General features: G+C 70.2%; 16 protein-coding genes. 5 read left to right on the forward strand and 11 right to left on the reverse strand.

The features are described from left to right. Positions 1-7 precede the first annotated feature (7 nt). The 4 genes from AB0J91_RS03505 to rsmD form a co-directional block, all read right to left on the reverse strand. Positions 8-736, reverse strand: a complete 729-nt coding sequence (locus tag AB0J91_RS03505; RefSeq protein ID WP_363863804.1) for a DivIVA domain-containing protein — start codon at positions 734-736, stop codon at positions 8-10. Between the two features lie 411 nt (positions 737-1,147). Further along, positions 1,148-1,564, reverse strand: a complete 417-nt coding sequence (locus AB0J91_RS03510) for a ribonuclease domain-containing protein (RefSeq protein WP_363788976.1) — start codon at positions 1,562-1,564, stop codon at positions 1,148-1,150. A 109-nt stretch (positions 1,565-1,673) separates the two neighbouring features. After that, the gene (gene coaD, locus AB0J91_RS03515; protein ID WP_324264375.1) at positions 1,674-2,156 is read right to left on the reverse strand and encodes a pantetheine-phosphate adenylyltransferase; all 483 of its coding nucleotides are present in this window, start codon (positions 2,154-2,156) and stop codon (positions 1,674-1,676) included. Between the two features lie 54 nt (positions 2,157-2,210). Further along, a complete protein-coding gene (rsmD, locus tag AB0J91_RS03520; RefSeq protein ID WP_132685782.1) occupies positions 2,211-2,771 on the reverse strand; it encodes a 16S rRNA (guanine(966)-N(2))-methyltransferase RsmD in 561 nt (186 codons plus the stop codon). Positions 2,772-2,941: 170 nt separating this feature from the next. Between rsmD and AB0J91_RS03525 the strand changes: the two genes are divergently transcribed. Then, a complete protein-coding gene (locus tag AB0J91_RS03525; protein ID WP_363863807.1) occupies positions 2,942-5,005 on the forward strand; it encodes a UvrD-helicase domain-containing protein in 2,064 nt (687 codons plus the stop codon). 147 nt (positions 5,006-5,152) lie between these two features. Further along, the gene (locus AB0J91_RS03530) at positions 5,153-6,487 is read left to right on the forward strand and encodes an MFS transporter (RefSeq protein ID WP_363863809.1); all 1,335 of its coding nucleotides are present in this window, start codon (positions 5,153-5,155) and stop codon (positions 6,485-6,487) included. A 76-nt stretch (positions 6,488-6,563) separates the two neighbouring features. On the opposite strand, the gene AB0J91_RS03535 is transcribed toward AB0J91_RS03530, so the two are convergent. Further along, positions 6,564-7,256: a GntR family transcriptional regulator gene (locus AB0J91_RS03535; RefSeq protein WP_363863812.1), complete on the reverse strand. Its 693-nt coding sequence runs from the start codon at positions 7,254-7,256 to the stop codon at positions 6,564-6,566. A 125-nt stretch (positions 7,257-7,381) separates the two neighbouring features. Between AB0J91_RS03535 and AB0J91_RS03540 the strand changes: the two genes are divergently transcribed. Further along, entirely contained in the window at positions 7,382-8,935 is a 1,554-nt protein-coding gene (locus AB0J91_RS03540; protein ID WP_363863815.1) for a thiamine pyrophosphate-dependent enzyme, read from the forward strand. Here AB0J91_RS03540 and AB0J91_RS03545 read toward each other — a convergent pair. Together AB0J91_RS03545 and AB0J91_RS03550 are read right to left on the reverse strand one after the other, a co-directional pair. Continuing rightward, entirely contained in the window at positions 8,924-10,024 is a 1,101-nt protein-coding gene (locus AB0J91_RS03545) for an Ldh family oxidoreductase (protein ID WP_363863819.1), read from the reverse strand. The two genes, AB0J91_RS03540 and AB0J91_RS03545, sit on opposite strands and share 12 nt — an antisense overlap. Before the next feature lie 5 nt (positions 10,025-10,029). Then, positions 10,030-10,773: a ribonuclease activity regulator RraA gene (locus AB0J91_RS03550; RefSeq protein ID WP_363863822.1), complete on the reverse strand. Its 744-nt coding sequence runs from the start codon at positions 10,771-10,773 to the stop codon at positions 10,030-10,032. A 132-nt stretch (positions 10,774-10,905) separates the two neighbouring features. On the opposite strand from AB0J91_RS03550, the gene araD reads away from it, so the two are divergent. Further along, positions 10,906-12,636: an L-arabinonate dehydratase gene (araD, locus tag AB0J91_RS03555; protein ID WP_363863825.1), complete on the forward strand. Its 1,731-nt coding sequence runs from the start codon at positions 10,906-10,908 to the stop codon at positions 12,634-12,636. 17 nt (positions 12,637-12,653) lie between these two features. Beyond that, on the forward strand, positions 12,654-13,556 hold the full coding sequence (locus AB0J91_RS03560; protein ID WP_363863828.1) for a dihydrodipicolinate synthase family protein: 903 nt from the start codon (positions 12,654-12,656) through the stop codon (positions 13,554-13,556). On the opposite strand, the gene AB0J91_RS03565 is transcribed toward AB0J91_RS03560, so the two are convergent. The 4 genes from AB0J91_RS03565 to AB0J91_RS03580 form a co-directional block, all read right to left on the reverse strand. Further along, positions 13,550-14,071 carry a hypothetical protein gene (locus AB0J91_RS03565; RefSeq protein ID WP_363863831.1) on the reverse strand — a complete coding sequence of 174 codons (522 nt, stop codon included), beginning with the start codon at positions 14,069-14,071 and terminating at the stop codon, positions 13,550-13,552. The two genes, AB0J91_RS03560 and AB0J91_RS03565, sit on opposite strands and share 7 nt — an antisense overlap. Before the next feature lie 159 nt (positions 14,072-14,230). Beyond that, positions 14,231-17,608 carry a pyruvate carboxylase gene (locus AB0J91_RS03570; protein WP_363863834.1) on the reverse strand — a complete coding sequence of 1,126 codons (3,378 nt, stop codon included), beginning with the start codon at positions 17,606-17,608 and terminating at the stop codon, positions 14,231-14,233. Between the two features lie 342 nt (positions 17,609-17,950). Then, entirely contained in the window at positions 17,951-20,182 is a 2,232-nt protein-coding gene (recG, locus tag AB0J91_RS03575; protein WP_363863837.1) for an ATP-dependent DNA helicase RecG, read from the reverse strand. 39 nt (positions 20,183-20,221) lie between these two features. Then, positions 20,222-20,680 carry a hypothetical protein gene (locus AB0J91_RS03580; RefSeq protein ID WP_363863840.1) on the reverse strand — a complete coding sequence of 153 codons (459 nt, stop codon included), beginning with the start codon at positions 20,678-20,680 and terminating at the stop codon, positions 20,222-20,224. Between the last annotated feature and the right edge of the window lie 8 nt (positions 20,681-20,688).

A 20,688-nucleotide genomic window follows, 5' to 3' on the forward strand; every position in this document is an offset into this window, starting at 1 on the left:
GGGCAGCTCAGTTGGCGCCCGCCGAGGGCTGCCACTCCTCGTAGTCGAAGGGCGCGCCCATCGGGCTGCGCAGCTGCTGACGGCCCTTGCCGACCGTGCGCAGCGTGCGGCTGAGCAGGTCCTCGAAGTCGGCCAGGCGGGAGTCGACGTAGGCGTCGCACTCGCTGCGCAGCCGCTCGGCCTCCTCGTGGGCTTCCTCCGCGATGCGCTTGGCCTCGGCGCTGGCGGCCTGCGCGACCTCGGTGTCGGTGACCAGGCGGGCCTGCTCGGTCTTGCCCTCGTGCACCGACTGCTCGTAGGCGGCGCGCCCGGCCTGCACCATCCGGTCGGACTCCGACTGGGCGCGGCTGATGTAGTCCTCGTACTCGCGGCGGCCCGCGGTGACGGCCTGCTCGGCCTGGCCGCGCGCGTCGGAGAGCAGGTGATCGGCCTGCTCGCGGGCCTCGGTGAGCAGCTGCTCCGCTTCGGCCCGGGCCTCGGCGATGGTGCGCTCGGCCTCGCTCCTGGCCTCGGCGACCGACTTGTCGGCCTCGGTCTGCGCCTTGGTGACCACCTCGTCGCGGTGGTCCAGCACGTCCTGGGCGTCGTCGAGCTCCTGCGGGATCGCGTCCCGCACGTCGTCGAGCAGCTCCAGCACGTCACCGCGGGGCACCACACAACCCGAGGTCATGGGGACGCCACGCGCCTCTTCGACGATCGTGACCAGCTCGTCGAGGGCCTCGAACACCCGGTACACCATGATCTCCCTGCAGTCGTTCAGCGCCGCGCCGCTCAAGCATGTCAGAACGCCGCGCGATGCCGATCACGGGCCGTTCCCCTCACAGTCTGCCTGCGCGACCCCCGTACGCGGGGGAAATCCGCCATCCGCGTGTCAAGCCACCGTTCGCGCACGAACGAAAAGAGAACCTCCCCGCCACCACAAGCGGCGGCAGAAAGGTTCCCTTGTTCGCGTCAGGCAAGCACCGGAGGTGCTTTCTCATTCACCACCTGAGCAACTCGCACCGCCGCGGGTTCTGAGACGTCGTCTGGCGAGGACGGCCACTCCGCCGTGTATTGGACATACATCAGGAGTGGCACCCGCAGTCCAGACGGCGTCTCAGGTTCCGCTACCCGCACCGACCAGCAAATCGACCGCGGAAAACGAGAATCAAGCGTTGATGTCGGTGATGGCGAAGCTTTCGTAGTGGTCCTCGGTCCAGAAGAACTCACCGGCTTCGCCGACCACGAAGCGGCGGGCGCCGCGGTCGTCGCTGCCCGGGGTCTCCACGGTGTACTCCTTGTAGTACCCGTCCGCGCAGTCGGGCAGCAGCCCTTCGCGGTTGCCGAAGGTCTGACCGTCCTCCGGGTACGGGAAGGGGCCGCCGGCCTTGATGAGCTCGACCGTCTCGGCGGCTTCGGGCGGCAGGGACGACAGGGTGACCTGGTCGAACCCGGCGGTGTCACCGCACTCGGCCTGCGCGACGGCGGCCGGGGCGGGGGTTGCGGAGAAGGCGCTGGACTGGAAGCCGACGAGCCCCGCCACGGCGAGCAGGGCGGCCAGCAGGATCTGCACTGACTTCATCATGTCGATCACGCTAACCGCGGTAGGCCGTCACCCTGCGGAAATGGCGGGAACCCGAAGGAAACCGCGCAAGATTCACAGAAGTTCGCGTGACCTGGTGATGTTGCGGAGGTTAACCGTTCTCGGCGATGCGCTCGCGCAGCCGCTGCTCGATCTTCGGCGGGAGCAGGTTGGAGACGTCGCCGCCGTAGGTGGCGACCTCCTTGACCAGGGAGGACGCAAGGAAGCTGTAGAGCGGGTTGGTCGACATGAACATGGTCTCGACCCCGGACAGCTGCTGGTTCATCTGCGCCATCTGCAGCTCGTAGTCGAAGTCGCTGACGGCGCGCAGGCCCTTGACGATCGCGCCGATCTCGTTGGCCTTGCAGTAGTCGACCAGCAGGCCGTGCCAGGAGTCGATGCGCACGTTGGGCCACTGGGCCGTGACCTCGCGCAGCATTTCGAGGCGCTCGTCAACGGAGAACAAGCCCTTCTTGCTCTTGTTGATCAGCACCGCGACGACGACCTCATCGAACAGGCCGGACGCTCGCTCGATGATGTCCAGATGACCGTTGGTGACGGGGTCGTAAGAACCTGGACATACCGCACGCCTCATGTGCTGGGACGTTAGCAGCCGGAACGGGAACCCCCCAGGTCGACGTGTCCTGGCTCACCGCTGTTCGATCACGGCCCAGTGCACCGACGTGTCCCCGTAGCGCTTGGAGCGCAGCGCCTCCAGCGGGGCGGGCCAGTCCGGGTCGCCGCTGCGGACCGCGCGTTCGACGATCACCACGCTGCCCGGCCCGACCCAGCCGTTGGCGACGAGCCCGTCCAGCACGCGTTGCAGCAGGTCACCGGGCAGGTCGTAGGGCGGGTCGGCCAGGACCACGTCGAACGGTTCGGCGGTCGCCGCGGCGGTCAGCGTCTCGGCCTTGGCCTGCTCGACCCGCACGTCGCGGAATCCCAGGGTGGTGGCGTTGCGCTTGAGGATCTGCGCGGCGCGGCGGTCGGATTCGACGAACGTGGCGTGGCCCGCGCCTCGGGAGAGGGCTTCCAGCCCCAACGCCCCGGAACCGCCGTAGAGGTCGAGCACGCGGAGGCCGTCGATGTCGAGCATCGTCTCCAGCGAGTTGAACAGCGCCTCGCGCACCCGCTCGGAGGTCGGCCTGGTTCCCTTCGGGGGCACTTCCAGGCGTCGCCCGCCCGCACTCCCCGCCACGATCCGCGTCACCGGGACATCGTCGCGCACCGCTGGTGGGCAGGTGTTTCGCGGGTCCGCCGCCACCGCGCATCTTACGCCCGCGAACCGGCCTCGACGGCAGGCGGGACACGTCGGGCGGTGCGGCATCGCGCGTACTCTGTTGGGTCTGCCCACCGCGCCAGACCGGGAGAAAGTCACAGGTGTCCGAAGCATCCGAAAAGCAGGCCGAGATCGCGGTCGAGCAGGAGCACGTGGACCGCGTGTACGCCCGGCTCGACGAGCTGCGCTCCGAAGCCGAGGCGATGCGCGACAAGAGCTACGAGTACGGCCGGGAGGCCACGCCCGAAGCGCTCAACGAGCGGGACGTGATGCTGCACCACGCCAACCGGACGTTGCAGGCGCTCAACGCCGAGTCCGAGGGCTTGGTGTTCGGCCGCCTGGACCTCGGCAGCGGTGACGCCGTGCACATCGGCCGGCTGGGCATCCGCGACCAGCGCTTCGACAACCTGCTGGTGGACTGGCGCGCCCCGCTGGCCGGCGCCTTCTACCAGGCCACTCCCGAGCACCCGCAGGACGTGATCCGGCGCCGGGTGATCCGCTGCTCGCGCGAGCAGGTGGTGGACGTCTCCGACGACCTGCTCGACCCTGACCGGGCACCGTCCGACATGCGGGTGATCGGCGACGGCGCGCTCATGGCGGCGCTGACCCGCTCGCGCGGCGAGACGATGCGCAACATCGTGGCCACCATCCAGAAGGAGCAGGACGAGGCGATCCGAGCTCCGGAGAGCGGCGTCACCGAGATCACCGGCGGTCCCGGCACCGGCAAGACGGCCGTCGCGCTGCACCGCGCCGCCTACCTGCTGTACCGGGAGCAGCGCAGGCTCGGCGGGCCTGGCGTGCTGGTCATCGGCCCGTCGCCGGTGTTCATGAGCTACATCTCGCGAGTGCTGCCGTCGATGGGCGAGCACAACGTGGAGCTGCGCGCCCTGGGCGAGGTGCTCGACGGCATCAGCGCCGCGAGGGTCGACGATCCGCGCACCGCCGAGGTCAAGGGCTCGTCGCGGATGGTCAAGGTGCTGCGTCGCGCGCTGCGCCTGCCTCCGCCGGACGCCCCGGACTCGTTGCAGCTGTTCTACCGGGGCACGGTGCTCAAGCTGGAGGCCGACGACCTCAAGCGGATCCGCCGCACCCTGCACAACAAGGGCGGTCAGCCGAACAAGACCCGGATGAAGGCCGCCGACGCGCTGCTGGAAGCCCTGTGGCAGCAGGCCCGGGGCCTGGCGGGCGGCGATTTCCAGCCGGACCGCGACCAGCTGATCAGCGAGATCGGCGAGCGCATCGAGTTCCACCGGTTCCTGGTCGCCTGGTGGCCCGCGCTGTACCCGATGCAGGTGCTGCGCTGGCTGTCCGATCCGGAACGGCTGGCCCGCGCGGCCCGACGGCTGCTGGCGGCCGAGGAGGTCGACCTGCTGGCCAAGTCGTGGGCGTCCCTCGCCGAGTCGGCGGTCTCCGAGTGGACGGTGGCCGACATCGCGCTGATCGACGAGCTGCGGATGCTGATCGGTCCGCCGCCCAAGCGCCCCCGCCGGGCCGAGCCCGAGGCGGAGCAGCCGCGCCGCGCCGTCAACTACGACGAGTACGCGCACGTCGTGATCGATGAGGCGCAGGACCTCTCCCCGATGCAGTGGCGGATGGTCGGCCGTCGCGGCAGGCACGCGAGCTGGACGATCGTGGGCGACCCGGTGCAGTCCTCCTGGCCGGATCCGGCCGAGGCCGCGACCGCGCGCGAGGAGGCGCTCAGCGAGCAGCGCACGCACCGAAAGTTCACGCTGCGCACCAACTACCGGAACTCGGCGGAGATCTTCGACTACGCCTCGGACGCGGTTCGCGACCTGGTCAACCCGGACGACCTGCCGACGGCGGTGCGCACCACGGGCGTCGAGCCGGACGTGCGCGAGGTCCCGGTGGACCAGCTGGCCGCGACGACCCGCGACGCCGCCCGCGACCTGCTGGAGCGGGCGGAGGGCACGATCGGCGTCATCACCACGATGGACCGCAGGGACGAGGTGCGGGCCTGGCTGTCCGATGTGGACGACCCCAGGCTCAGGGTGGTCGGCAGCCTCGATTCCAAGGGCATGGAGTACGACGCGGTGGCGGTCGTCGACCCCGACGGCCTCGCCGCGGAATCGACCACCGGCCGGCGGGCGCTGTACGTCGCCCTCAGCCGAGCCACCCAGCTGCTCACGGCGATCCGGCCCAGCTGACACCGGAGGCGACCCGTCGTCGGGCCGACGGCGGGTCGCCGCCTCCTGCTCGCGGGCTCTCCGCTGAGCGAGACGACCTGTTGACCCTGTAACGCAGGTCACCTAGCGTGGGATATGAGATATCATGCGTCACGACGGGGTGGTTGCATGCACGAACCCGCCATGTCCACTGCGGCCCCGAAGCAGTCCGCCGGCAAGCGGTCCCAGATCCGGTGGTTGATGGTCATCCTGGTCGCCCTGGCCACCGCCATCGCCTACATCGACCGCGCGAACCTCAGCGTCGCAAGCGATTCCATGCAGCAGGAGCTCCAGTTCTCCGACGAGCTCAAGGGCGTCATGCTGTCGTCGTTCTTCTGGACCTACGCGATATTCCAGCTCCCTGGAGGCTGGCTCGTCGACCGCTACGGACCGCGAGCGCTCTACGCGATCGCGGTCGTGTGGTGGTCGATCGGCACCGCGGCCACCGCGCTCACCAGGGGATTCGCCGGGGTGATCGGCTGCCGGCTGGCGCTGGGCATCGGCGAGGCCCCGGTGCAGTCGGCCAACGCCCGGGTGGTGTCGGAGTGGTTCCCGCGCAGGGAGCGGGCGTTCGCCTCATCCATCTTCGACACCGGCTCGGAGTTCGGCAGCGCGCTGTCGGTCCCGCTGGTGACGTTGCTGATCGCGCTGGTCGGATGGCGCGGTTCGTTCGTGGTCACGGGAGCGCTGGGCCTGGTGTGGGTCGTCGCGTGGCTGCTGATCTACCGCTCGCCGCGCAAGCAGAAGTGGGCCAACCAGGCCGAGGTGGACTACATCGAGAAGGGCGGCGGCCGCACCGAGGAGAAGGAGCTCGGCGACGCGGGCAAGCAGCCGATGAAGTGGCGCGACCTGTTCCGCTACTCGACGACCTGGGCGCTGGTGGCCGGCTACACCTGCCGCGGCGTGATCATCTACTTCTTCATCACCTGGTACCCGGACTTCCTGGTCAACCAGCAGGGATTCTCGCTGCTGGAACTGGGCCTGTTCGGGGCGATCCCGGGCCTGGCGGCGATGGTGGCGAACTGGCTGGGCGGGTTGTTCTCCGACTGGCTGGTGCGGCGCGGGACTCCGCTTCCGATGGCCCGCAAGATCCCGCTGGTGATCGGCATGGTCGGTGCGTCGACGATCGCACTGGCCTCGATCGCGCCGAATCCGGCGTGGGCGCTGGTGTTCCTCACCGTTTCCTACTGCAGCGCGGCGCTGTCCACGGGCGCCTTGCTGTCGCTCCCGGCGGACGTGGCCCCGACACCGCGCAACGTGGCGTCGCTGACCGGCGTGCAGAACTTCGGTTCGCAGCTGGGCGGGATCATCGGGCCGATCGTCATCGGGTTCCTGCTGGGCACCGGGCAGTTCGCCTACGTGTGGCCGCTGGTGTTCGCCGGGGCGATGTGCGTGCTGGGCGCGTTCTTCTACGCCTTCGTGGTGCAGGTCAAGCCCTTGGACGAGCAGAAGCCGATGTTCTGAGCGCGGCTCGTGCTGCGCGGTGGTGCCTGAGCGGTCCGCACGGCGCCGCCGCGCAGCGCGCGGCTCGGAAAACCCCTCAGGACTCGGACTTCTCGGCCGATTCGAGGTTGGTCAGGGACCGCTGGACGTGCTCGCCCACGAGGCGTTCGGCTTCGTCGGCGTTGCCGTCGTTGACGGCGGCCAGGATCTCGGCGTGCTCGACGAACTCCTCGCGCCAGGTCGGCCAGCGGTCCCACAGCAGGTTCACCACGCCCAGCGCGGTGAGGTCCTGCAGGTCGTCGAGCTGGTCGATGACCAGGGCGTTGCCGCAGCCCGAGTACAGCGACCGGTGGAAGCGGCGGTTGGCCATGCTCAGCGCGTGGTTGTCACCCGCGCTGAGCAGCCCGGCGGCCTCGTTGAGCGCGTCCTGCGCGCGACGGACCACGTCGGGCGCACCGCTGAGGGTGGTCATCTTCGCCGCCCACGGTTCGAGCAGCCTGCGGACTTCGTAGACCTTGCGGACGTCTTCGAGCGAGAGCTTGCGGACGGTGATGCCCTTGTTCGGCACCACCGTGACCAAACCGGTGTGGGCCATGCCGATCAGGGCCTCGCGCACGGGCGTCTTCGACACTCCGAGCAGTTCCGACAGGCGCCGCTCGACCAGCGTCTCGCCTGGGCGCAGCTCGCCGGCCAGGATCGCGTTGCGGATGGAGTCCGCGACCAGGTCGGTGCGGCTGGCGGGCCCGCTGAGGGGACGCAGTCCGGAGGAATCACTGGCCAGCTGTGTCACACCTCCGATGATATATCAAGGCGTTCCGACACACCCGGGCGACCAGCGGATTCCGCACGTGGCTGTCGGCTTGACGTATGATATACCAACATCGCCGACGGATCGGACAGCTGCGAGGAACCCCCATGCGTACAGTCGCCCAGGCCGTGGCCCGCGTGCTCGCCGACGCGGGAGTCGAACACGGCTTCACCGTGCCCGGAGAATCCTTCCTGGGATTGCTCGACGCGTTCGCCGAAACCCCGGAGCTGACGCTGGTTTCGACGCGGCACGAGAGCGGAGCGGCGTTCATGGCCGAGGCGTGCGGCAAGCTGAGCGGCGTCCCCGCCGTGGCGATGGCCAGTCGAGGCCCCGGCGCGACCAACCTGTCCATCGGCGTGCACACCGCCCGGCAGGACCACACCCCGATGGTGGTGCTGCTCGGACAGGTCCCCTCCACCAAGCTGGGCATGGAGAGCTTCCAGGAGGTCGACCTCGCGGCGATGTTCGCCCCGCTGGCCAACTGGTCAGCGCAGCCCGCTTCCGCCGCCGAGGTCCCGGGCGCGGTCGCCGAGGCGCTCGCGCGGGCGACCGGCCCGCGCCCGGGGCCGGCGGTGGTGGCGGTGCCCAGCGACTTCTGGGACGAGCCCTTCCCCGGCCCGCTGCCGGTCCCCGAGCCGTCGCCCGCCGAGGCACCCGACGTCGCCGCTGCGGCCGAACGGCTCGGTGCCGCACGCAGTCCCGTGGTGATCACCGGGGCACGTGATCCCGCGAGCCATCGCGAGCTCGTCGCGACCGCCGAGGAGCTCGGGCTCGCGGTCTACACCGGCTTCCGGCGGCAGGACTCCTTCCCCGAGGACCACCCGAACTTCGCCGGACACCTCGGCCTGTCGGTGCCGGACGCGCAGCTCAAGGCGCTGGAGAACGCCGACGTGGTGCTGTCGGTGGGCATGCGGCTCGACGAGGTGACCAGCCAGGGCTTCCGGTTCCCGCTGCCCGAGCAGGACCACCTGCGGCTGCCGCCATCGGCGCTCGCCGAGTTGCGCGCGAGGACTCCGGGTCGGCGGCGTGACTGGTCGACCGCCCACGCGGCGGTGCGCGAGTTCATGACCCCACCGGAATTCGACTCAACCTCCGCGCCGCACCCGACCGAGGTGGTGCGCGAGCTGCGGCGGCTCGCCCCGCGCGACGCGGTGGTCACCAACGACGCCGGCAACTTCTCCGGTTTCGCGCACCGCTACTGGTGTTTCACCGAGCCGCGCACGCAGCTCGGCCCGTGCAACGGGGCGATGGGTTACGCCGTCCCCTCGGCGGTGGCGGCGAAGCTCGTCGCACCGGAGCGCACCGTGCTCGCGATGGTCGGCGACGGCGGCGCGCTGATGACCGGCCAGGAGATCGAAACGGCCGTGCGCCAAGAGGCGCCCGTGATCGTGGTGGTGTTCCAGAACGGCCTGTACGGCACGATCGCGCTGCACCAGGTCAAGAGCAACCGCCCGATGTCCGCGGTGGGCATCGGTGCGGTGGACTTCGCGGGCTGGGCGCGGAGCCTCGGCGCCGCCGGGCACACCGTCGACACGCGCGACCAGTTGGAACCGGCGATCAGGAGCGCGCTGGCCGAGGACCGGCCGTGCGTGCTGGACGTGCGCATCGATCCCGACGTGCTCACCGCCGACGCACGGCTGGCGGACTTCTTAGAGAGCTGACTCCACTCCCGCGCGTCGGGCGACACCGCGCAACTGCTCGACGAGGGTGTCGGGCATCGGAATACCTTCTCGGCACCGCACTTCTCGTGAGGCGGCCTGCGGATCTCCCGCCACCAGAACGGGTTCGTGCGGGTTCAGCGGTGGTGTCGCGTGGAGCCGGTCGATGGCGTCGTCGAGGTCATCTTCGAACTCACCGGGTGGGCGGAACCCGCTCGGGTCCACAGCGAGGAAGAAGTGCCCGATGTTGTGCGGGTCCTCGGGTTCCCGGCTCGCCGGGAACGCGCCGCCGCACAGCGTGGCCGCCAGGACGTGGGCCATCATGCTCAGCCCGTAGCCCTTGTGCGAACCCATTTCCGCTGTTCCGCCGAGCGGTGTGAGGCCGCCGACGTCGTCGTTGCGGAGGATGCCGAGCGCCTGGCGCGCGTCGGTCACCGGCTGGGCGGCGTCGTCGACCACCCAGCCTTCGGGGAGGGGCTCGTCGTGGAAGTCGTAGACCTTGACCTTGTTGACGGCGGCCGTGGTGGTGGCGATGTCGAGCAGGAAGTGGGGATTGCGCCGGGCCGGCGCGGCGAAGGCGATCGGGTTGGTGGCCAGCATCGGCACCACCGATCCCGTCGGCGGCGAAGCGGGCAGGTTCGCCGAGCTGGTGACCAGCCCGACCAGCCCCTGCCGCGCGGCCATCTCGGCGTAGTGCCCCGCCGCGCCGAAGTGGTGCGAGTTGACCACCGAGACCACGCCGACGGTGCCGGCCTTCGCCTTGTCGATGGCCATCCGCATGGCGAACTCCCCAGCCGGATGCCCGATGCCGCCGTGGGCGTCGACCAGCGCCGATGCGGCGTTCTCGCGCACGACGGTGGGCCTGGCGCGCAGGTCGATCCTGCCCTCGGCGCGGAACTGCTCGTAGGTCATGAGCATCGACACGCCGTGCGAGTCGATGCCCGCCAGGTCCGTCTCGGCCATCACCTCGGCGGTGGTCTCGGCCAGGTCGTGGTCCATGCCCCACGCGGCGAGGACGTCGATGATCAGCGTGCGCACCGCCTCGGCGGAAACCCGCACCTCGCTCCTGCTCGCACCTGCGTCGAACCGCAAATCCGTCACCTCCAAGGGTTTTCGGCGGACCACGCCTCGTACTCGGCACGGGTGGCCTCGTCAGGCGGGTACGTCCCGCGCAGCGGACTACCGGATTCCACCTTGGAGAGGACGAAGGCTTCCAGATGTTCTTGCGCGGCAGCGGCTTCGGCGACCTCCTCCGCCAGGTGACGCGGGAGGCACACGACGCCGTCGGAGTCGCCGACGAGCACGTCGCCCGGGTAGACCGCGACCTCGCCGCAGCCGATGGGCACCTGCATGTCCACCGCGTGGTGCTGGATCAGGTTGGTGTTGGCGGACGGGTTCATCGCGAACGTCGGCATCTCCAGCGTCGCGAAGCCGTCCGAGTCGCGCACCGAGCCGTCGGTCACCACGCCCGCGCAGCCGCGGTGCAGCAGCCGGGTCGCCAGGATGTGGCCGAGCGAGGCGGCGCGCTGCTGCCCGCGCGAGTCGATGACCAGGACCTCGCCGCGGCCCACCGATTCCACGGCCTTGCGCTGCGGGTGGTCGTAGTCCTGGAACACCGACAGCACGTCGACGTCCTCCCGCGCCGGGATGTAGCGCAGGGTGAACGCGACGCCGACCATGTTCACCCGCGCCGGGTTCAGCGCCCGCAGGCCCTGCATGAACTGGTTGCGCAGGCCGCGCGAGAGCAGCTGCGTGGTGATGGTCGCCGTGCTGGCGTGGCGCAACGCCAGCAGGGTGCCCTCCGGCAGCGGATCGTGAGCCTTGACCGAGGTGTCCACCATCTTCGACCCTTCGCATCGTCGGATCTCTGAGATATCATATACCGCGGCCGCAACACCCGGTCGGCTCACGACACCGATCAGTCAAGTCACGCGAACGACGAAGTTCCAGACATCGGAAGGGGGCTCGCCGGCATGTCCCGTCCCAGGCTCACCGCCGAGCAGCTGCGCAGTCACCGCTGGTTCGGCGTGGACACCATGCGCTCGTTCGGGCACAAGTCCCGCGCCAAGCAGATGGGCTTCGACGCCGAGGACTACTCGGGCAAGCCGGTGATCGGCATCGTCAACACCTGGAGCGACATCAACCCGTGCCACACGCACTTCCGGGAGCGCGCCGAGGACGTCAAGCGCGGCGTCCACCAGGCGGGCGGGTTCCCGCTGGAGCTGCCGGCGATGTCGCTGTCGGAGCCGTTCCAGAAGCCGACCACGATGCTCTACCGGAACATGCTCGCGATGGAGACCGAGGAGCTGCTGCGCTCCTACCCCATCGACGGCTGCGTGCTGATGGGCGGCTGCGACAAGACCACCCCGGGTCTGATCATGGGCGCGACCAGCGTCGACGTGCCCTCGATCTTCCTGCCCGCCGGACCGATGCTCAAGGGCCGCTGGAAGGGCGTGACCCTCGGCAGCGGCTCGGACACCTGGAAGTACTGGGCGCAGCGCCGCGCGGGCACCCTCGGCGAGCAGGAGTGGGGCGAGATCGAGGACGGCATCGCCCGCTCACCGGGCCACTGCATGACGATGGGCACCGCCTCGACGATGACCGCCGCCGCCGAGGCCCTGGGGCTGACGCTGACCGGCGGTTCCTCGGTCCCCGCCGCGTTCTCCCACCACCCGCAGCTGGCGGTGGCCACCGGACGCCGGATCGTCGACCTCGTCTGGGAGGACGTGACGCCGCGGGAGATCCTGACCCGGGAGGCGTTCGAGAACGCCATCGCGGTGGTGATGGCGATGGGCGGCTCCACGAACGCGGTCATCCACCTGGTGGCGATGGCCGGTCGCGCCGAGGTCGACCTGCCGCTGGAGGTCTTCGACGACTGGTCCCGCGCGGTCCCGGCGCTGGCCAACATCCGGCCGTCCGGCGAGTACCTGATGGAGGACTTCTACGACGCGGGCGGGCTGCGCGGACTGATGGCCGAGCTCGGCGAGCTGCTGCACCGCGACACGATCACCGTCAACGGCCGCACGCTCGGTGAGAACCTCGTCGGCGCCGAGATCCACGACACCGACGTGATCCGCCGCCGCGACGACCCGCTGACCGAGCAGGGCGGGCTGGCGGTGCTGCGCGGTTCGCTGGCGCCGGACGGCTGCGTGATCAAGACCAGCGCGGCCAGCCCGGAACTGCTGCGGCACCGGGGCAGGGCGATCGTGTTCGACTCCTACGACGACATGGAGGCCCGCATCGACGCCGAGGATCTCGACGTCGACGAGACCTCGGTGCTGATCCTGCGCGGCGCGGGCCCGCTGGGCGGTCCGGGCATGCCGGAGTGGGGCATGCTGCCGATCCCGAAGAAGCTTCTGCGACAAGGTGTTTCGGACATGGTCCGGGTCTCCGACGCGCGGATGAGCGGCACCAGCTACGGCACCTGCGTGCTGCACGTGGCGCCGGAGTCGGTCGCGGGCGGGCCGCTGGCGCTGGTGCGCGACGGCGACGTCGTCGAGCTCGACGTGCCCGGACGCCGGCTCGACCTGCACGTCGACGCCGAGGAGCTGGAACGCAGGCGTGGCGGGTGGACGCGGCCGGAGCCGGTCTTCTCGCGCGGCTACGGCAAGTTGTTCGCCCAGCACATCACCCAGGCCGACAAGGGCTGCGACTTCGACTTCCTCGAAGGCACCGGCGGCGCGCCCGAACCGGCGATCCACTGACGCGAGCGGAGGCGAGGATGTCCACCAGCGTCGATGCGCTGCGCGGGGTCACCGCGATCACCGTGACCCCGTTCGACGGCACGGGCGCACCCGACTGGTCCGGTTACGAGGCGATCGTGGCGCGGATGGGTGCAGCCGGGGTCCACGTGATCACGCCCAACGGCAACACCAGCGAGTTCTACGCGCTGTCCCGCCAGGAGTGGCAGCGGGCCAACGAGGTCACGATGGCCGCCGCCGGCGACTCGGTGGTGATGCCCGGCATCGGCTACGACATCGCCACCGCCCAGGACATGGCCGTGGCGGTGCAGCAGCTCGGCGCGCCGCTGGCGATGCTGCACCAGCCGGTGCACCCGCACCAGTCGGTGGCCGGGTGGGCGGCATACAACCGGCTGATCGCGCAGTCCGCGCCGGGGCTCGGTTTCGTGCTCTACGTCAAGGATTCCCGCATCGGCGCCGACGCGCTGGGCTCGCTGTTCGACGCGTGCCCCAACGTGGTCGGCATCAAGTACGCGGTCGCCGATCCGCTGCGCTTCGGCGAGATCTGCGCCGCGCTCGGCGCCGACCGGGTGGCCTGGTCCTGCGGGCTCGCGGAGCGGTGGGCGCCGTCGTTCTGGCCGCTGGGCGCGGCCGGTTTCACCTCGGGCGGCGTCAACGTCGCGCCGAGGCTCTCCCTGGACTACCTGTCGGCTCTGCGCAGCGGCGACCAGGCCGAGATCCGGCGGTTGTGGTCGCTGATCTCCCCGTTCGAGAAGATGCGGGCCGAGGACGCGACCGCCTGCAACGTCGCGGTGGTCAAGGAGGCCCTGGCCCAGCAGGGGCTGTGCGGCGCAGGGGTCCGGCCACCGGCCGGTGGCCTGTCCTCGCAGCAGCGCGAACAGGTCACCGGTGTCCTGGCGTCCTGGTCGGAGGCCGGTTACTGACCGTCGATCCGGACGAACGCCTGGGCCGACGAGGCCCAGCGGTAGTGCTCGGTGTGGCCCTGGCCGGTGTCGAAGTCGTTGATCCGCACGGCGATGTCGTGGTGGAACATCTGGAACTCCTCCGGCACCTGGGTCCACACCGGCGGGCTGACCACGGTTCCCAGCGTGCGCGGCGCGGTGCCGCCCGGGTCCGTGGTCACACCGATCAGCGCCCGGGAGTACTCGGCGTCCCGCGGCCCGCACTCGATCAGGATCAGGGCGTCCTCGGCCCCTTCGCCGGTGACGTCGACGTGGCCGATCGGCTTGTCCGGGGTGAAGCGGTAGACCCGGTCTCCGGCCTCACCGGCGCCGCCGGTGAACGAAACCACCTGCCTCGGACAGGATCCCACCTGCGGCACCTCGAATTCGGCGTTGTGCCAGTCGATCCGCTGCACGTCGGCGGTGGCCGCACCGCTCGCTGCGACCAATCCCGCGGCCACGAGCACCCACGCGCTCGACGAGAACCACTTCCGCATGACGACCCCCAAGTGTTCAGCTGCGACCCACTGGCTACCGGAAACACGGGCGCTCGTGGCGATCCTGTTGCCAGTCGGCCACGCTTTCACCGCATCGGATGAAGAACGGGCCGCCCTTCCGGGGAAGGGCGGCCCGTTCCAGGGGTCCGGCGTTGGTGGTCAGCCGAGTTCGATGATGAGGTCTCCACCCTCGACCTGCTGCACCGCACCGATGGCGAGGCGCTTGACCTGCCCGCTCTGCGGGGCGGTGATGGCGGCCTCCATCTTCATCGCCTCGATCGTCGCGACCGTCTGGCCCGACTCGACGGCGTCACCTTCGGCGACCGCGAGGGTGACCACGCCGGCGAACGGAGCGGGAACGTGGCCCGGGTGCGAGCGGTCGGCCTTCTCCGCGACCGGCAGATCGCTGGCCACCGAGCGGTCGCGCACCTGGATGGGTCGCAGCTGCCCGTTGAGCACCGCCATCACGGTGCGCATGCCGCGCTCGTCGGGTTCGCTGATCGCTTCCAGCCCGATGAGCAGCCGCACGCCGGGCTCCAGGTCCACCGAGTACTCCTCCCCCGGCTTGAGGCCGTAGAAGAAGTCCTTGCTGCGCAGCAGCGAGGTGTCGCCGTAGGCGTCGCGGTGGTCCTGGAACTCCTTGGTGGGCTTGGCGAACATCAACCGGTTGAGCGTGTTGCGCCGGTCGTTGACCAGCCCGTCGCGATCTTCGGTGGACAGGTCGGCGATCTTGCGGGTGGTGGTGCGGCCTTCCAGCGCGCGGGTGCGGAACGGCTCCGGCCAGCCGGCCGGCGGGTCGCCCAGCTCGCCCTGCAGGAAGCCGATCACCGAGTCGGGGATGTCGAACTTGCGCGGCTCGGCCTCGAAGTCGGCCGGGTCGACGCCCGCACCCACCAGGTGCAGGGCGAGGTCACCGACGACCTTGGAGGACGGGGTGACCTTGACCAGCCGGCCGAGGATCCGGTCGGCCGCCGCGTACATGGCCTCGATCTCCTCGAACTTGTCGCCGAGACCGAGCGCGACCGCCTGGGTGCGCAGGTTGGACAGCTGACCGCCGGGGATCTCGTGGGAGTACACCCGGCCGGTCGGCGAGGCCAGGCCCGCCTCGAAGGGCTGGTAGATCTTGCGGACCGACTCCCAGTAGGGCTCCAGGTCGCACACGGACTGCAGGTCCAGACCGGTGGTGCGCTCGGTGTAGTCGGTCGCGGCGACCAGCGAGGACAGCGCGGGCTGCGAGGTGGTTCCGGCCATCGACGCGGTCGCCGCGTCCACGGCGTCCACACCGGACTGGATGGCGGCCATGTAGGTGGCCAGCTGCCCGCCCGCGGTGTCGTGGGTGTGCAGGTGAACCGGGAGGCCGAACTCGTCCCGCAGCGCGGAGACCAGCTTCGCCGCCGCCGGCGCGCGCAGCAGCCCCGCCATGTCCTTGATGGCCAGCACGTGCGCGCCCGCCTCGACGATCTGCTCGGCGAGCCGCAGGTAGTAGTCCAGTGTGTACAGCTTCTCGTCCGGATTGGACAGATCAGCGGTGTAGCACAGCGCGACCTCGGCGACGGACTTCCCGGTGTTGCGCACGGCTTCGATGGCCGGGCGCATCTGCTCGACGTCGTTGAGCGCGTCGAAGATCCGGAAGATGTCGATGCCGGTGTCGGTGGCCTCCTGCACGAAGTGCTCGGTCACCTCCGTCGGGTACGGCGTGTAGCCGACGGTGTTGCGGCCGCGCAGCAGCATCTGCAGGCAGATGTTGGGGATGGCCTCGCGGAGCTTGGCCAGCCGCTCCCACGGGTCCTCGGCGAGGAACCGCAGCGCGACGTCGTAGGTGGCGCCGCCCCAGCACTCGACCGACAGCAGGTCCGGCGTCATCCGCGCCACGTGCGGCGCGACGGCCAGCAGGTCCTTGCTGCGCACTCGGGTGGCCAGCAGCGACTGGTGGGCGTCGCGGAACGTGGTGTCGGTGACGCCGACGTTGTTGGCCTCGCGCATCCAGCGCGCGAAGCCCTCCGGGCCGAGCTCGGTGAGCTTCTGCTTCGAGCCGGGCAGCGGGGTGGTCGTCAGGTCGACCTCGGGGAGCTTGAAGCTCGGGTCGGCCGCGCTCGGGCGCGGCCCGTTGGGCCGGTTGACGGTGACGTCGGCGAGGTAGTTGAGCAGCCGGGTGCCGCGGTCGGCGGAGTGCCGGGCGGTGAGCAGCTGCGGGCGCTCGTCGATGAACGAGGTGGTGACGCGACCTTCGGCGAAGTCGGCGTCGTCGAGCACCGCCTGCAGGAACGGGATGTTCGTGGAGACACCGCGGATCCGGAACTCGGCGAGGGCGCGGCGGGCGCGGCCCACCGCGATCTGGAAGTCGCGGCCCCGGCAGGACAGCTTGACCAGCATCGAGTCGAAGTGCGCGCTGATGCTGGTGCCGGCGAAGGCGGTGCCGCCGTCGAGGCGGATGCCCGCGCCGCCCGGCGAGCGGTAGGCGCTGATCATGCCGGTGTCGGGGCGGAACCCGTTGGCCGGGTCCTCGGTGGTGATGCGGCACTGCAGGGCGGCGCCGCGCAGCTGGATCTTGTCCTGGGTCATGCCCAGGTCCTCCAGCGACTCGCCACCGGCGATGCGCAGCTGCGACTGGACCAGGTCGGCGTCGGTGACCTCTTCGGTGACCGTGTGCTCGACCTGGATGCGCGGGTTCATCTCGATGAAGACGTGGTTGCCGCGCTCGTCGACGAGGAACTCGACGGTTCCGGCGTTGACGTAGCCGATCTTGCGGGCGAAGGCGACCGCGTCGGCGCAGATCCGCTCCCGCAGCTGTGGGTCGAGGTTCGGGGCCGGGGCGATCTCGATGACCTTCTGGTGGCGCCGCTGCACCGAGCAGTCGCGCTCGAAGAGGTGCACGACGTTGCCGTGGCTGTCGGCGAGGATCTGGACCTCGATGTGCCGCGGGTTGACCACGGCCTGCTCCAGGAACACCGTCGGGTCGCCGAAGGCGGACTCGGCTTCGCGCATGGCGGCTTCGAGCGCCTCGCGCAGCCCGGCGGGGTCGTCGACGCGGCGCATGCCGCGACCGCCACCACCGGCGACGGCCTTGACGAAGACCGGGAAGGTCATCTGCTCGGAGGCCGACAGCAGTTCGTCGATGTCCCGGGACGGGGCCGAGGAGTCCAGCACCGGTACGCCGGCCTCGCGCGCGGCTGCCACGGCGGTGGCCTTGTTGCCGGTCATCTCCAGGATCTGCTTGCGCGGACCCACGAACGTGATGCCTGCTTCGTGACACGCCTTGGCCAGCTCGGGATTCTCCGAGAGGAAGCCGTAGCCCGGGTAGACCGCGTCGGCTCCCGCCTGGCGCGCGGCCTTGATGATCTCGTCGACGGACAGGTAGGCCCGGACCGGGTGGCCGGGTTCGCCGATCTCGTACGACTCGTCGGCTTTCAGGCGGTGCAGCGAGTTGCGATCTTCGTGCGGGAAGACCGCGACGGTCCCCGCTCCCAGCTCGTAGGCCGCGCGAAAAGCGCGAATCGCGATCTCGCCGCGGTTGGCGACGAGCACCTTGCGGAACATGCCGGCTCCCTCGGATAACAGGCGTCGGTCGGTGTGAGTGACACTACCGCGAAAATTCCCCTTAACGGGAGAACCTGTTAGGTGACGAAGACCTCGACACCCCTCATGACCAGCCCAAACGCGTGACACGCACAAGCTGTAGCGGAAAGAAAATCATGACTTCTTTCCGCTCGCAGAACTTTCGATCGTCTATTCGAAGCCTGGAGGTCACCTCGCGGTCACCCGGGCGACGGCAGCGGGCGGTTTTGGCCCGAACCGCCCGGGGACGATGTCGCATCTTCCCCGTCGGTTCAGACCAAAACTGCCCAGCATCCGGGAATTTCACGACTTACCGGAAGGCGATCACGACTTTTCGAGGTACTCCGCGCGCTCTTCGTCGACGACCTCGGCCACCATCCGCGCCAACCCCGGGTGCTCCCGCAGCGCGGGATCCGCGGCGACGAAGCGGTCCGCCTCCTCGCGCGCCTGAGCGATCACGTCCTCATCGCGCAACAACGACAACATCTTCAACCCGGACTTGCGACCCGACTGCGCCGCGCCCAGCACGTCGCCCTCACGGCGCAGCTCCAGGTCCAGCCGCGCCAGCTCGAAACCGTCGGTGGTGGAGGCGACGGCGTCCAGCCGCTCGCGCGTCGTGGTGCCGCCCATCGCCTCGGTGACCAGCAGGCACAGCCCCGGAGCGCTGCCCCGGCCGACCCGGCCGCGCAGCTGGTGCAGCTGCGACACGCCGAACCGGTCCGCATCCATGATCACCATGACGGTCGCGTTCGGAACGTTGACGCCGACCTCGATCACCGTGGTCGCCACCAGCACGTCCAGCTCGCCCGCGGCGAAGGCGCGCATCACCGCGTCCTTGTCATCGGCGGCCAGCCTGCCGTGCAAGATCCCCAGCCGCAGCCCCGACAGCGGTCCGGCCGCCAGCTGCTCGGCGACGTCGACCACTGCGACCGGCGGACGCCGCTGCTCACCACCGTCGTCCGGCGGGGGCTCCTCGCCGTCCCCGTCATCCACAGTGGACTTCTTCGACTTCTTGCCCTTGCCCGAGGTCTCCTCGTCGTCACCGATGCGCGGGCACACCACGTACACCTGGTGCCCGGCGGCGACCTCCTCGTGGATCCGCGCCCACGCCCGGTCCAGCCACGCGGGCTTCTCCGCCACCGGCACCACGCTGGTGCTGATCGGTGAACGGCCTTGCGGGAGTTCGCGCAGCGCCGAGGTCTCCAGATCGCCGTAGACCGTCATCGCCACCGTTCGCGGGATCGGCGTCGCCGTCATCACCAGCACGTGCGGCGCGGTCTCCTCGCCCGCACGGGCGCGCAGGGCATCGCGCTGCTCGACGCCGAAGCGGTGCTGCTCGTCGACCACGACCAGCCCCAGATCCGCGAAGGACACCTTGTCCTGGATCAACGCGTGCGTGCCGACGACGATCCCCGCCTCACCGGAGGCCGCCTCCAGCATCGCCTGGCGCCGCTGCGCGGTGTTGAGCGAACCGGTCAGCAGCGTCACCCGCGTCGCGTTCTCCGCCCCGCCGAGCTCCCCGGCCATGGCCAGGTCGCCGAGCAGTTCGCGCAGCGAACGCGCGTGCTGCGCGGCCAGCACTTCGGTGGGCGCGAGCATCGCCGCCTGCCGCCCGGCGTCGACCACCTGCAGCATCGCGCGCAGCGCGACCACCGTCTTACCGCTGCCCACCTCGCCCTGGACGAGGCGGTTCATCGGGTGCTCGGTGCCGAGGTCGGTGGCGATCTGCTCGCCGATCTCCTGCTGACCCTTGGTCAGCTCGAACGGCATCCGCTCGTCGAAGGCCACCCGCACGCCGTCCTCGCGGCGCTCGCACACCGGCGCCGGATGCGACTTCGTGTTGCTGCGCCGCTGCGCCAGCGTGAGCTGCACGGCCAGCGCTTCGTCCCACTTGAGCCGGTCCTGCGCTGCCGCGACCTCGCCGAAGTTCTGCGGCAGGTGGATCTTGCGCAGCGCGTCCTCCAGCACCGACATGCCCAGGCGCTCGCGCAACTCGGTGGGCAGCGGGTCGTCGGTCCCGTCCCACACGTCCAGCACCTGCTTCACGCAGCGCGCGATCGACCACGACGGCAACCCCTGCGCCGACGGGTAGACGGGCAGCAGCGCGCTCGCGAACTCCTCGGCGACGGCCCCGACATCGGTGGCCTCCGAGTCGAACAGCTGGTACTCGGGATGCGCGAGCTGGAGCTGCTCGCGGAACGCGGTGACCTTGCCCGCGAACATGCCGCGCTTGCCGGGGATCAGCTCCCGCTCGCGCCACGCCTGGTTGAAGAACGTGCACGACAGCGACCGGTGCCCGTCGGTGATGCGGGCCTCGACGATCGTGCCGCGGCGCGACTTCATGGTGCGCTTGGTGACCCGCTCGACCTTGGCCAGCACGGTCGCGTGCTCGCCGAGCTCCAGCCCGGCGATCGCGGTCAGCTCACCGCGCTCGGCGTAGCGGCGCGGGTAGTGCCGCAGCAGATCGCCGACGGTGACCAGGCCCAGGGCAGACTCGAGCGCCTTGCCGGTCTTGGCACCCAACAACCGGTCGAGCTTCGCGTCCAATGTGGTCACTGCAAGTCCTCCGCCTGCGTACTCGGATGGCACCGCAAGCTACTCGGCGGCACCGACGGTTTCCCGGCCGCCGACCCGCCAGCCGGCCCACGCCACCGGCAGCGCGCCGAGCAGCAGCCAGCCCTCGCCGGACAGTTCGGTGGCGTCGCGGAAGTCCGGCGCGTCCAGGTTGGCGATCGTGGTCAGCACGACGGTCCCCAGCATCACCCAGCCGAACACCGCCATCACGGCCGCGGCCAGCGCGGTGGCGCGCTCGCGCAGCACCCCGCGCAGCACCAGCGCGCTCCACACCGAGGCGACCACCAGCCACCACACCAGCTTGCCGACCAGGAAATCGCGCAGCGAGCTGGAAGTCTCGGGTGATCCGGTGGAGGTCCACTCCACGGCGATGGGTTCGGGCAGCCTCGCACCCACCAGCAGCGGCACGGCGACCATCAGCACGGCCACGGACAGCGTCCAGCCGGCGATCAACCACACGTACCGGCTCCGGATTCGCACTGCTGTCT

Source organism: Saccharopolyspora sp. NPDC049357 (genome assembly GCF_040677225.1).
GTDB lineage: Bacteria > Actinomycetota > Actinomycetes > Mycobacteriales > Pseudonocardiaceae > Saccharopolyspora.

Excerpts from the sequence above, each read along its gene's own strand:
- AB0J91_RS03570 (WP_363863834.1), bottom strand. The coding sequence starts at position 17,608 with ATGTTCCGCAAGGTGCTCGTCGCCAACCGCGGCGAGATCGCGATTCGC.
- araD (WP_363863825.1), top strand. The coding sequence starts at position 10,906 with ATGTCCCGTCCCAGGCTCACCGCCGAGCAGCTGCGCAGTCACCGCTGG.
- AB0J91_RS03550 (WP_363863822.1), bottom strand. The coding sequence starts at position 10,773 with ATGGTGGACACCTCGGTCAAGGCTCACGATCCGCTGCCGGAGGGCACC.
- AB0J91_RS03530 (WP_363863809.1), top strand. The coding sequence starts at position 5,153 with ATGCACGAACCCGCCATGTCCACTGCGGCCCCGAAGCAGTCCGCCGGC.
- AB0J91_RS03540 (WP_363863815.1), top strand. The coding sequence starts at position 7,382 with ATGCGTACAGTCGCCCAGGCCGTGGCCCGCGTGCTCGCCGACGCGGGA.
- AB0J91_RS03560 (WP_363863828.1), top strand. The coding sequence starts at position 12,654 with ATGTCCACCAGCGTCGATGCGCTGCGCGGGGTCACCGCGATCACCGTG.
- AB0J91_RS03510 (WP_363788976.1), bottom strand. The coding sequence starts at position 1,564 with ATGATGAAGTCAGTGCAGATCCTGCTGGCCGCCCTGCTCGCCGTGGCG.
- coaD (WP_324264375.1), bottom strand. The coding sequence starts at position 2,156 with ATGAGGCGTGCGGTATGTCCAGGTTCTTACGACCCCGTCACCAACGGT.
- AB0J91_RS03565 (WP_363863831.1), bottom strand. The coding sequence starts at position 14,071 with ATGCGGAAGTGGTTCTCGTCGAGCGCGTGGGTGCTCGTGGCCGCGGGA.